Below are 11430 nucleotides of genomic sequence, written 5' to 3'. Positions count from 1 at the left end.
ATAAAGAAAGTGGTTAACCAGCAGTGAAGGATCAATGATGTCACAAGAACAGAAGATGCAAGGCGTTCCGCCGTCGGTTGAGGGGAGAATGAGATCCCCCATGATGGCCAAGCTTGTTTGGCTGTCGATGGCAATGCTCGTTAGCTTGTCTATGATGCTGTCGAGTCATGCTGCGCCGCGCTTGGATTTGAGCGCCAAGACACAAAGCGGCGAGCTGGTGTCACTAGCGTCCTATAAGGGCAAGGTGGTCTATGTGGATTTCTGGGCCTCCTGGTGCGCGCCCTGTCGTGACTCCTTTCCCTGGATGGAGCAGATGCATCAGCGCTATGGCGACAAGGGGCTGGCGATCGTGGCGATCAATCTCGATGAAAAGAGTGAGATGGCAGGGCCCTTTCTGGCCGACTTCAATACGAGCTTCGATATTCTCTACGATCCCAAGGGTGAGGTGGCGAGCCACTTTAATCTGCAGGGGATGCCCAGCAGTTATCTGTTTGATGCCGAGGGAAATCTGGTCAGCGAGCATCTGGGCTTCTTCAAGTCCAAGCAAGTTGCCGTCGAGCAGGAGATACAATCTTTGTTGAAGAAGAGGTCAGCCGATGCGAACTGATTTAACGCTGCTGCTCATCTTGGTAGCGCTGCTGTCTGGCTGCGCCAATCTCGGCGTAAAGCCCTGGGAGCGGGGGCAGTTTGCCCGCGAGGATATGCAGCTAGAAGCCGATGAGCTGGATATGGCGATAGAAGATCATATCTATTTCAGTAAGGAGGGCGCCAGCGGCGGCCGTACCCTTGCCGGTGGTGGCTGTGGTTGTAACTAGGTTGTTTTAAGAGATAACAGGGAATAAGGAAGATCGCTTGAGCGACATGAAGGACAGGCCGACACCGAATCAACTCGGGACAGTAGAAAGCGCTTTGCTAAAAAATGAATCGCTAGAAAGCGCTTCGCTAGAAAGCGCCGTGGTAAAAAGCGCCTCGGTAACAAACGTTTCTGCAAAAAGAGCCTCGCTAGAAAGCGAGTCTGTGATGGCATCTCTGCTGATGGCCAGCAGCCTGTTTCTCGGTGTCGGCGCGGCGGTAACCAGTAACAATGCGCTTGCAGGCGAACGAGCCGCCGAGACGCGTGATAACGCCGTAGAGCAAGAGGAACAAGCGAGCGATCCGCTCTCCGGCGCCACCATAGATGCGGCCCTGGTCTACTATCAGGAGCAGGACAGGGTCACGGCGGCAGAAGGGATCATCAACTATCGTCAGGCGCTGGATGACGCCAATATTATTCGCGGCAAGATAGCACTGGACGCCCTAACTGGCGCCTCGGCTAATGGCGCCGTGATCCAGGCAAACCCTCAAAGCTTTACCCGGCCTTCGGGTACCGGCGTCTATCAGGCGAGAGCCGGAGAACTGCCGCTGGATGACACTTTCAAAGATACCCGCTTGCAGCTAAGTGTCAACTGGCAGCATCTCTTCTCTGCCAAGTGGCAGGCCAGTCTCGGCGGGTATCTCTCTCGTGAATATGATTACACCTCACTCGGTGTCAATGCGGGGCTCGAGCACTCCTTTAATCAGAGTAATACCCAGGTGTTTGCCGGCGCGGCCTACTATTTCGATATCGTCAATCCTGTGGGCGGACGGCCCGTTGGGATGAGTGAGATGGTGTTTCGTAAAGACTTTGCCAGCGAGGCCGAGTTTAGGCAGGCATTCGATGCCACCCGTTTTTATGACAGCGCACTCAAGCGCACCTTAGATCTCAATTTGGGCATCACCCAAACCCTGAATCGTTGCTGGCAGGCCCAGCTGAGTTATGGCCTCTCGGCCGTTAATGGCTATCTTAATGATGCCTACAAGGTGGTTAGCCGGGTCGATAGTAGAGGGCAGGCGCTTGGCTATCACTATGAGCAGCGCCCCGATGAGCGGCTGAAACACAACCTCTATCTCATGACCAAGGGCGCCTTAGAGAGCGGCACGCTGACCTTTTCCTATCGCTACAGTAATGATGACTGGTCGCTGCAGGCCCATACCTTTGATGCCCGTTATCGCTACAACCTCAGCGGCGCCGCCTATTGGCAATGGCAGTTTAGAGTTTATTTGCAGGATGCGGCAGAATTTTATCACCTCTATCTCACTGAGGGTGAACCCTTGCCCGAGTTCGCCTCGGCGGATCATCGTCTGGGTAAGATGCAGACCTATACGATAGGCGTCAAATATGGCCAGAGGCTAGAGCAGGGCATGCTGGCCAGTGTGCGGCTTGCCTACTATCAGCAGCGCCCGCAAAACCCGGGTGTCGAGCTGCCAGGTGAGCTCACCAGTTTCGATCAGTTCCCGCGCCTCGATGCGATCGTGTTGCAGTTTGGAATGCGATTTTGACCTCAACAGGTGAAGGTCTCAAATTGTCGCCGCTTCCTGATCTAGACAATCAGTTGGCGGCGATCTCGGATGAAAGCCAATACGGTCGCTATAACCTTAATGGGCTTAGGGGCGAGTTTATGGCCATGGCCAGTCGCTGTGAGTTCTTGGCGCGTCCTAAGCAAGCAGGTAGCAAGGTGCAAGGTGACAAGACTCAAGGTGACAAGGCTCAAGGTGACAAGATTGACCGAGAGCGAATAACTCAGGCCTTTGAGCGCGCCATGGCCGAGGTTAAGCGCATCGAGGCTAAGTACAACCGTTTTAGCGAGAACAGCGTATTAACTCAAATCAATCGCGGCGCCGGAGACTGGCAAGCGATCGACGATGAAACCCTTGGGCTACTCAAGTTTGCCGAGCATTGTTACCGGTTAAGTCAGGGCAAGTTTGATATTACCGCCGAGCCTGTATTGGCCCTCTGGCCATTCGGCGCTGGGGAAAATGCAACCCCACCGAGTGATAGCCAGATAGCGGCGGTGCTTGAATGTGTCGGCTTCGAGCGGCTTATCATCGAAGATAATCGCTTTTTTTTACCCGATGGGATGGGAATCGATCTCGGCGGGATCGCCAAAGAGTATGCCGCCGACAGGGCCATAGAGGTTCTGCGACGTGAGCTGCCCGAATATGATCTCTTAGTGAACCTCGGAGGCGATATGATTGCCTCGCCAGGTTGTGAGCGGCCCTGGCAGATAGGGATAGAAGATCCTCAAAAGCTAGATACCCCCGCACGTGTCGTGACGCTTAAATCTGGCGCGCTCGCCACCAGCGGACATTCTCGGCGTTATCTATTGCACCAAGGTAAACGTTATGGCCATATCATAGACCCAAGCACTGGGTATCCCATCATCGGCGCGCCGCTGTCGGTGAGTGTGTTTGCCCCACAGTGTGTGGTCGCCGGCATGCTGGCGACCCTGGCCATGTTACAGGGGGAGGAGGTCGAGACCTTTCTCGTCGGTCAGGGCACCGTTCACCATATCATCCGTGGCTAGTTTTTTATGATGAGTTGTCATGACTAACTTTTCATGACTGGTTTTTCACGATTAGCCTTCAGGTATTTAAGGTGCGAGAGCGAGTCAATAGTCATGCTCGCTTTGATTTTTCTGGTGCTCGTGAATACGACATGACTGTGGTGCTCGTTTATCCGGCATGACTCTGCTAGAGTGTCTATAAATCAATGACTTTAGTTTAGTAAATCATCAATAATAGGTTTATTAAATGTGCATGCGCGTTTTGCCAAATAGATGCGCATGCGCACTAATAAAATGTTAGGCGGAAATGAAGAAACAACGACCAACTATTCCAGTAGGTACTTGGAAACTAGCTACGAACCTTGAGGCTACAAGACAGATTCAAGGCCAAGCAGGCGTTCCTGCTTACAAATGTGATTGTGAGTGGTGTACTAAATGGAGGCACTGCTTCTCTGAAGTGCTTCCCAATGATCTGCTAGATCAGTTAAGTCGCATTGGAATTGAGCTAGAGGCTCCGACAGACTTATATCGATATGATAGCGACGAAAATGGCTTCAGCATTAGAGTTGTATATCACGCTGTAGGAAAAATATTAGAAGGTCCTACCCAATGGACTAGCAATGATATGGGTGAAATGTTGATGTACTCAACACTTAGAGAAGACCCACATTTATCTTTGGTTGTTTTTCCTCAAAGCCAGTCACATGATGCTGGTCCTTCATTTAAAACTAAAAAAGAAGGCGATCTAATCCGCATTGATATGCGCCTTAAAGTTCCAAACTAAGGTATTGCTGCAATGTACAAGTATCGTCTAACCAGGCCAAGCAACAGGACCCGCGCAAGCGCGGGCCTCTGTTGGCGGCGTTATTTGTATTGGGAATTTATGCGTTTAGATTTAAAGTCAAATATCATTAAACTAATTGATAATAATGGTATTTTTGGTGTTATGAATAACACTAAGTGGAACAATTTGCTTGTAGCATTGAGCGATATCGATGAGCTACTAAGCTACCGAGTTACCTACATTGATGGGTCAACATGGCCGGAAAGTGACTCTAGCTATCAATATGCCAGTGAACTGGCACAAATATGGGGAAACTTTCGAGTAATACATTTTATTGATATTGACGCTCGTATCTCTCATTCAAGAGGCGTTTTGCTGGAGCCAGAAGTTCTAGATCATAGGGATAAGGTCATTGCTATATGTAAAGAGCAAAATACTAAAATATCTCTCACAGAGTGTGGTGTTAGAATTTGGGGCTATTTTCAGCACGGTAAAGATATAGAAATTTATAAATACACATAACAAATCGTTCAAGAGCGACTCACAACGCGTGGCATTTTTGATATGCGTTGGGTTTAGTAATTACGGTGCATTGCAGAGGCTTTTGTATTGAGTTGCTCGCACCTTAACGCGGCGTTAGGTAGCTAATGAGATTCATAGTAATTTTTCTAGCTTTGTTAAGTTTTGAACTATTTGGAAAAACCATAGTTATTGGGCCGCCAGATGGTTACACGTTCTTTTGGGCGTTTGAGCCTAAAACAAAGTTCGAAGAAAACGCCTTTGAGGCTGTTAAACAGCATCTCGCTAAAAACAACGGTGATGTATCAAATTACTACTTATCTAAAAATAAGTTAAACGTAGCAAAAGCAGTTTACGAATTTAGGGTAAAACACCATTCTGAATTTCGTAAAAGTAAAAATGTTATGTATATGCCTTTCTTAAGTGGTACTTTTACATACGATGTAAAAAGTAAAGTAGTAACGTTCATTCGAGAATAGCTACCTAACAAGGCAATCATGGATGGGACCTCTAAAGCTTGGCTAGCGCTCATTCTTCGCCATTATAGCTAAGCTTAATACGCCCCATATTGCGGCGTTAGTCCATTGAAATTGCTATCTGAAATCTGCGCCCATAAAAAAACGCCCCGTAGGGCGTTTTTTATTGCAGAACTTGCTTTAGAAGTTCGCAGACTTAGGTGCGCGTGGGAATGGGATCACGTCGCGGATGTTCGATACGCCTGTCACGTAAGAGACCAGACGCTCGAAGCCCAGACCGAAGCCTGAGTGTGGCACTGTGCCGTAACGGCGCAGGTCACGATACCACCAGTAATCTTCCTTGCTCAGGCCCATCTCGTCCAGACGGGTATCTAGCACGTCCAGACGCTCTTCACGCTGGGCACCACCGATGATCTCACCGATCCCAGGAGCCAGTACGTCCATGGCCGCTACTGTCTTGCCATCTTCGTTGAGACGCATGTAGAAGGCCTTGATATCTTTGGGATAGTTCTTCACGACCACAGGTGCCTTGAAGTGTTCTTCCGCCAGGTAGCGTTCGTGCTCAGACTGCAGGTCGATACCCCACTCGACATCGAATTCGAACTTCTTGCCACATGATTTTAGGATCTCAATGGCGTCTGTGTAATCCACCTGAGCGAAATCGCTGTTGACGAAGTTTTCAAGGCGCTCGATAACCGTCTTGTCGACGCGCTGGGCGAAGAACTCGAGATCATCGCGGCGCTCGTTAAGCACGGCGCGGAAACAGTACTTCAGCATACGCTCGGCAAGACCGGCAACATCGTTCAGATCGGCGAAGGCCACTTCCGGCTCAACCATCCAGAATTCTGCCAGGTGGCGGCTGGTGTTTGAGTTTTCGGCGCGGAAGGTTGGGCCAAAGGTGTAGATCTTAGACAGCGCACAGGCATAGGTCTCACCGTTGAGCTGACCCGATACCGTCAGGAAAGATTCCTTACCGAAGAAGTCTTCGCTGAAATCGACCTTACCCTCGTCGGTACGTGGCAGGTTTTCCAGATCCAGAGTCGAGACGCGGAACATCTCACCGGCACCTTCACAGTCAGAAGCGGTGATCAGCGGGGTAGAGACCCAGATGAAGCCTTCTTCGTTGTAGAAGTTGTGGATGGCATGAGACAGACAGTTACGCACACGGGCCACGGCGCCGATGATGTTGGTGCGAGGACGCAGGTGAGCCAGTTCGCGCAGATACTCGATAGAGTGACGCTTGGCCGCCATAGGATAGGTATCAGGATCTTCAACCCAACCCGTAACCTCAACCTTAGTCACCTGCATCTCAAATGCTTGACCCTTACCTGGGCTCTCAACCAGTTCACCCGTCATCACGACTGAGCAACCGGCCGTGAGGCGTAAGATTTCGTCGTTATAATTGTCTAAGCTATTTGGCACAACGCCCTGAATGGGATCAAAACAGGAACCATCATATACGGCAAGAAAAGAGATGCCGGCCTTGGAATCTCGGCGAGTTCTTACCCAACCGCGTACGGTAACTTGCGAACCAACCGCAAAATCACCCTTAAATACAGAAGCGACAGATGCAATGCTCATTGTTGCTTAGTTCTCCAACGAAACGTTTTATTAAAAATTTTGGAGGTTTATATTACCTTGCTGGTGGCTTTTCTCAAGGGAAAAACAGCAGATAGATTGGCCTATAGGCAAATAAAATGGGCATTTCAGCCAAGGCAGGCGTAAGCGCCGTGAAAAAGCGGCCTTAATCTGCGGTTTATCCGCTAATGGTCTTAGGCTGGAAAGCTTGTTATGCTTAAAATATGGCCAGTTAATTCAGAGGGCTAGATGGTATACCAATCGTAGTAAATAATTGATCATGCTAATTTGTTAAAACGTCCGATAACGGCGTTACAATTTTTGATTGTAGAATAACTACTAATCGAAAAATTCTGCCTTGTTCTCGACCGTTTTTCCTGCGTTATTTCTGATCACTTACTTACCGTGATTGGTATCAGGGGGCTAGATGAAAAAAGTCAAAATTTTCCAGATTTTTTTAGGCACCTTGTCGATCTTAGGTTGGTCCTTGGCCGTGTACGCATTACTGCTCTTTGGTGAGGCCAGACCGGATCGCGCCGTGGGCTACTTTCTCAGTAAAGGGGCTAGCGTGCGTCTCACCTGGGATCCCACCATCACCCTGAGGCTGGAGTATGTGATCTGGAGCTGCGCCGCCATCAGTTTGATCAACCTGGCCTTTAACTTCTATGTGGCTCACCACAGCCGCATGGGCTACTGGTTCAATATCCCGCTGCTCTTGTTAACCTCTACTGCTGCAGGTCTCTATCTCAAGTTTTTTGTCTAGGGCGTCAGTCCGCAATCGATCACAGTATTCGCAGTTTGAAAAAATGCATAGACTAAGTGCGGGCTTGTGCAGCGTTGTTAGCTCTTCATTAGAGCGAACTTAGCTCGTTCGTTAATTGCCTATCTGGCGACAGAGCCTGTCTATCATGGCGGCGGTGGCGCCCCAGATAAAATAGTCGCCATAGGGGATGAAGTAGACGGGGTAACTCACGCCGCGGCGGGAAAACTGCTTCTGAATGCGATTGGCAGGTTCTAAAAGGAAACTTAGGGGCACGCTGAACAGCTCATCTACCTCTCCGGGATCGAGCACAGGCTCGAAGGCTTCTCTTACCACACCTATGATGGGCGCTATGGCAAAGCCGGTGAAGGTGTTAAACATGGGGTATTGGCCCAGTACCTCGACATTGTCTCGCGGCAGGGCGATCTCCTCAAACGCCTCACGCAGGGCGGTGTCGGCGTAACTGGCATCACTCTCTTCGACCTTGCCGCCGGGAAAGCTTATCTGCCCCGGATGGGCCCTTAGGTGGGTGGGCCGGCGAGTGAGCAGTAGCTCAAGCTCGCCACTGGCTTCTATCAGGGGAACGAGCACCGCGGCCTGTCGCAATGTGCGATGGATCTGCGGCCCTGTGTCTGTGGGCAGTTGGTGCAGAGCGTAGCGCCGTTTAAACTCGTCCAGTGTCATATTTGCCTAATTACTTGTCAGTTACTCAGCACGGGGAGGATCTTACTCACCTTATCATAACTCTCCTGATATTCGGCATCGACCTGCGAGTCGGCCACTATGCCGCCGCCCGCCCAGCAGTAGAGGCGAGGGGGCTCGGCCACCAGGGTGCGTATGGTGATGCTGGTATCCATCTGTGTGTCCTGGCTGATATAGCCGATGGAGCCACAGTAGAGGCTGCGACGCGACGGCTCCAGCTCTTCGATGATCTCCATGGCGCGGATCTTAGGCGCGCCCGTGATTGAGCCACCGGGAAAAGCGGCCCTTAATAGATCGCAGGGGCTGTTGGGGGCTGCCAGCTTGGCAGTCACTGTGCTCACCAGATGGTGCACCGCCGGGAAGCTCTCGATGGCAAACAGATGGGGCACCTGTACGCTGCCAGGGCTTGCCACCTTACCGATATCGTTTCGCAGCAGATCCACGATCATCAGGTTTTCGGCGCGATCCTTCTCCGATGCCGCCAGGGCTTCGGCGGCGGCCTTATCTGCCTCGGCGTCACTGGATCGCGCCATGGTGCCCTTGATGGGCTTGGTCTCTATGGCATCGCCCTTAAGCTTGATGAAACGTTCGGGCGAGATGGAGAGGATGGCGTGCTTTTCAAGGCGGATAAAGGCAGAAAAAGGCGCCTTGTTGCTGGCCCTGAGTTTCAGGTAGGCCTGCCACTCATCGCCGTGATATTCGGCTTCGAAACGCTGTGTTAGGTTGATCTGATAGCAATCACCGCTGTGTAGATAATCCTGCACCCGATCAAACTTGTCTCTGTATTCGTCCTTAGTGATCTGTGGCTGCCAGTCACGGCTCAGGGCAAACGCCTCACCATTGGCTGCTTCGTTCGACCGCGAATCTAGCCTCGCCTCTATGTCTGCTAGACGCTCTTTAAGCGCCGTTTCACCTCGATAGTGCACCAGAGACCAGGACTGACTCTGGTAGCAAAACACGAGTGCCCAGTCATATAGGCCGACATTCATCTCGGGAAGCGCGATATCCTTGGCCGCGGTGGCAGGGAGCTTCTCTATGCGCCTGCCCAGATCATAGCTAAAGGTGCCCAGTGCGCCGCCGCTGAAGGGTAGCTCACAGGCATGCTGAATTGGGAAGTAGTCGGCTATCGCCGCCTGAAGTATCGAGAAGGGATCGTCCTGGCTAGTTTCATCACTGTTTTTAGCGTTGTTTTTCCCAGTAGCGGTCGCCGTCGCAGGACGCAGATGTCTGGTTTGGGTCACGCCATCCTGGCTGGTAATGGTGGCCAGAGGATCGAAGCTGATGATGTCGTACCTGGCGTCAATATGATCGCTGCCGGCGGAGTCCAGCAGTATGGCCCAGGGCAGGTGAGCGAAGCAGTCAAATACCTCAATGGTGGAGAGTTTCCAGTCTAACTTTTGCACTGCAACGCCTTGAGTCGACGAAAAATCCATCGATAACCCTTATCTAAAATGTGATGTTCCCCTAAAAGTCGCGAAAGAGTATCATATTGTGAACGGATTCAAAAAAAATACGCGACCCTGCAAAAGGGCGGTGAATAACCAAAACGTGAGTAAGGAAATGTCTGTGACTATAGAACAGCCCACCATCAAGCAAGCGGACCTCATCGAGAGTGTCGCCGACGCACTACAATATATCTCCTATTACCACCCTAAAGATTTCGTTGATGCCATGGCCGAGGCCTATGAGCGTGAAGAGAGTGCGGCGGCAAAAGATGCTATCGCGCAGATCTTGATCAACTCTCGTATGTCCGCCGAAGGCAAGCGCCCGCTGTGTCAAGATACAGGTATCGTGACCTGTTTCGTTAAGATCGGTATGGGCGTCAAGTGGGACAAGACAGACATGACAGTGCAGCAGATGGTGGATGAAGGGGTAAGACGCGCCTACACCAACCCAGATAACCCGCTGCGCGCCTCTATCGTTGCCGATCCTGCCGGCGGCCGTAAGAACACCAAAGACAACACGCCATCTGTGGTACACGTCGAGATGGTGCCGGGTAACCATGTCGAAGTCGCCATCGCTGCTAAGGGCGGTGGATCGGAAAACAAATCTAAGATGGTGATGCTTAACCCATCGGACGATATCGCCGAGTGGGTCGAGAAGACACTACCAACTATGGGCGCCGGCTGGTGTCCTCCAGGCATGCTGGGTATAGGCATAGGCGGCACCGCCGAGAAGGCGGCCGTGATGGCCAAAGAGGCCCTGATGGATCCTGTCGACATTCACGAACTGCAGGCCAAAGGTGCCGAAACCGCCGAAGAGAAGCTGCGTCTGGATATCTTCGAGCGTGCCAACAAGCTAGGCATAGGTGCCCAGGGTCTTGGCGGCCTGACTACCGTGTTGGATATCAAGATCAAATCGGCGCCAACCCACGCGGCCTCTAAGCCTGTGGTGATGATCCCTAACTGCGCGGCAACCCGCCACGTACACTTCCACTTAGATGGTTCAGGCCCAGCAGAGCTGGAGACGCCTAAGCTGGAAGATTGGCCAGAGATCACCCGCGAAGCGGGCGAGGGCGTACGCCGCGTGGATCTTAATACTGTTACCCAAGCAGACATCGAGCAGTGGAAGAGTGGTGACGTGCTGCTGCTAAACGGTAAGATGCTTACCGGTCGTGACGCGGCGCACAAGCGCATTCAAACCCTTATCGAGAGCGGTGAAGGCCTGCCTGAAGGCGTTGATTTCACCGGTAAGTTTATCTACTACGTTGGCCCAGTCGATCCTGTGGGTGACGAAGTGGTTGGCCCAGCGGGTCCAACGACGGCGACCCGTATGGATAAGTTCACCGATCTGATGCTGGATAAGACAGGTCTGATGGGCATGATAGGTAAGGCTGAGCGTGGCCCGGCTACCGTGGAGTCTATCAAGAAGCATAAGGCGGTTTACCTGATGGCAGTAGGCGGCGCCGCTTACCTGGTGTCTAAGGCGATCAAGAAGTCACGCGTAGTGGCCTTCGAAGACCTAGGTATGGAAGCCATCTACGAGTTCGACGTGACCGATATGCCGGTGACCGTTGCCGTAGACAGCGAAGGGGTCAATGCCCACGAAACAGGTCCTGCCACCTGGCGTGTCAAACTTGCCTAACCCAGAATAAAGCATGAAGAAATGGGCGGGTTTAGGTGAGTCAGACGACTTGCTTAACCCCCCATTTTTGTTTAGTGTCTGTTGCGTATTTTGGCGACACTTTTTGGCTTTAGGCGCCTTTTCTTAGCATTAAGCATTGTCGCCTTGCCGTTCAACCATAAAGAT

General features: G+C 51.6%; 12 protein-coding genes. 9 read left to right on the top strand and 3 right to left on the bottom strand.

Going from position 1 to position 11430, the window contains the following annotated elements; translation table 11 throughout:
- Positions 1-37: 37 nt before the first annotated feature.
- The 7 genes from K0H81_RS10270 to K0H81_RS10240 all read left to right on the top strand — a co-directional run bounded on the left by K0H81_RS10270 (position 38) and on the right by K0H81_RS10240 (position 5144).
- Positions 38-607 carry a TlpA disulfide reductase family protein gene (locus tag K0H81_RS10270; protein WP_258406269.1) on the top strand — a complete coding sequence of 190 codons (570 nt, stop codon included), beginning with the start codon at positions 38-40 and terminating at the stop codon, positions 605-607.
- Positions 597-815, top strand: a complete 219-nt coding sequence (locus K0H81_RS10265) for a DUF4266 domain-containing protein (RefSeq protein WP_220058257.1) — start codon at positions 597-599, stop codon at positions 813-815. Before K0H81_RS10270 ends, K0H81_RS10265 begins: the two co-directional genes overlap by 11 nt.
- A 205-nt stretch (positions 816-1020) precedes the next feature.
- A complete protein-coding gene (locus K0H81_RS10260; RefSeq protein WP_258406268.1) occupies positions 1021-2358 on the top strand; it encodes a DUF3570 domain-containing protein in 1338 nt (445 codons plus the stop codon).
- A gap of 23 nt (positions 2359-2381) precedes the next feature.
- Positions 2382-3383, top strand: coding sequence for an FAD:protein FMN transferase (locus K0H81_RS10255; RefSeq protein ID WP_220058256.1), 1002 nt, complete (start codon positions 2382-2384; stop codon positions 3381-3383).
- A gap of 286 nt (positions 3384-3669) precedes the next feature.
- A complete protein-coding gene (locus K0H81_RS10250; RefSeq protein WP_220060907.1) occupies positions 3670-4146 on the top strand; it encodes a hypothetical protein in 477 nt (158 codons plus the stop codon).
- Positions 4147-4245: 99 nt separating this feature from the next.
- Positions 4246-4668 carry a DUF6678 family protein gene (locus K0H81_RS10245; protein ID WP_258406267.1) on the top strand — a complete coding sequence of 141 codons (423 nt, stop codon included), beginning with the start codon at positions 4246-4248 and terminating at the stop codon, positions 4666-4668.
- A gap of 125 nt (positions 4669-4793) precedes the next feature.
- Positions 4794-5144 (top strand): hypothetical protein, encoded by a 351-nt coding sequence (locus K0H81_RS10240; RefSeq protein ID WP_220058254.1) that lies wholly within the window; start codon positions 4794-4796, stop codon positions 5142-5144.
- 177 nt (positions 5145-5321) lie between these two features.
- Here the strand turns inward: K0H81_RS10240 and asnS are convergent, their stop codons facing one another.
- Positions 5322-6722, bottom strand: coding sequence for an asparagine--tRNA ligase (gene asnS, locus K0H81_RS10235; RefSeq protein WP_220058253.1), 1401 nt, complete (start codon positions 6720-6722; stop codon positions 5322-5324).
- A gap of 424 nt (positions 6723-7146) precedes the next feature.
- On the opposite strand from asnS, the gene K0H81_RS10230 reads away from it, so the two are divergent.
- The gene (locus K0H81_RS10230) at positions 7147-7482 is read left to right on the top strand and encodes a hypothetical protein (protein WP_011865699.1); all 336 of its coding nucleotides are present in this window, start codon (positions 7147-7149) and stop codon (positions 7480-7482) included.
- Positions 7483-7593: 111 nt separating this feature from the next.
- Here the strand turns inward: K0H81_RS10230 and K0H81_RS10225 are convergent, their stop codons facing one another.
- Together K0H81_RS10225 and pabB are read right to left on the bottom strand one after the other, a co-directional pair.
- Positions 7594-8163: a CoA pyrophosphatase gene (locus K0H81_RS10225; protein ID WP_220058252.1), complete on the bottom strand. Its 570-nt coding sequence runs from the start codon at positions 8161-8163 to the stop codon at positions 7594-7596.
- 17 nt (positions 8164-8180) lie between these two features.
- Positions 8181-9614 carry an aminodeoxychorismate synthase component I gene (pabB, locus tag K0H81_RS10220; RefSeq protein ID WP_220058251.1) on the bottom strand — a complete coding sequence of 478 codons (1434 nt, stop codon included), beginning with the start codon at positions 9612-9614 and terminating at the stop codon, positions 8181-8183.
- 127 nt (positions 9615-9741) lie between these two features.
- Between pabB and K0H81_RS10215 the strand changes: the two genes are divergently transcribed.
- Positions 9742-11265: a fumarate hydratase gene (locus K0H81_RS10215; RefSeq protein ID WP_220058250.1), complete on the top strand. Its 1524-nt coding sequence runs from the start codon at positions 9742-9744 to the stop codon at positions 11263-11265.
- Positions 11266-11430: the final 165 nt, after the last annotated feature.

It is taken from the genome of Shewanella halotolerans, assembly GCF_019457535.1.
GTDB lineage: Bacteria > Pseudomonadota > Gammaproteobacteria > Enterobacterales > Shewanellaceae > Shewanella > Shewanella halotolerans.
The sequence above is the reverse complement of the archived record's forward strand: the minus strand, read 5'-3'. Positions and strand labels throughout refer to the sequence as shown.

What these genes read in the sequence shown, in the direction of transcription:
- K0H81_RS10270 (WP_258406269.1), top strand. Translation starts at nt 38, where the DNA reads ATGTCACAAGAACAGAAGATGCAAGGCGTTCCGCCGTCGGTTGAGGGG.
- K0H81_RS10265 (WP_220058257.1), top strand. Translation starts at nt 597, where the DNA reads ATGCGAACTGATTTAACGCTGCTGCTCATCTTGGTAGCGCTGCTGTCT.
- K0H81_RS10260 (WP_258406268.1), top strand. Translation starts at nt 1,021, where the DNA reads ATGGCATCTCTGCTGATGGCCAGCAGCCTGTTTCTCGGTGTCGGCGCG.
- K0H81_RS10250 (WP_220060907.1), top strand. Translation starts at nt 3,670, where the DNA reads ATGAAGAAACAACGACCAACTATTCCAGTAGGTACTTGGAAACTAGCT.
- K0H81_RS10245 (WP_258406267.1), top strand. Translation starts at nt 4,246, where the DNA reads ATGCGTTTAGATTTAAAGTCAAATATCATTAAACTAATTGATAATAAT.
- K0H81_RS10240 (WP_220058254.1), top strand. Translation starts at nt 4,794, where the DNA reads ATGAGATTCATAGTAATTTTTCTAGCTTTGTTAAGTTTTGAACTATTT.
- asnS (WP_220058253.1), bottom strand. Translation starts at nt 6,722, where the DNA reads ATGAGCATTGCATCTGTCGCTTCTGTATTTAAGGGTGATTTTGCGGTT.
- K0H81_RS10230 (WP_011865699.1), top strand. Translation starts at nt 7,147, where the DNA reads ATGAAAAAAGTCAAAATTTTCCAGATTTTTTTAGGCACCTTGTCGATC.
- K0H81_RS10225 (WP_220058252.1), bottom strand. Translation starts at nt 8,163, where the DNA reads ATGACACTGGACGAGTTTAAACGGCGCTACGCTCTGCACCAACTGCCC.
- pabB (WP_220058251.1), bottom strand. Translation starts at nt 9,614, where the DNA reads ATGGATTTTTCGTCGACTCAAGGCGTTGCAGTGCAAAAGTTAGACTGG.
- K0H81_RS10215 (WP_220058250.1), top strand. Translation starts at nt 9,742, where the DNA reads ATGTCTGTGACTATAGAACAGCCCACCATCAAGCAAGCGGACCTCATC.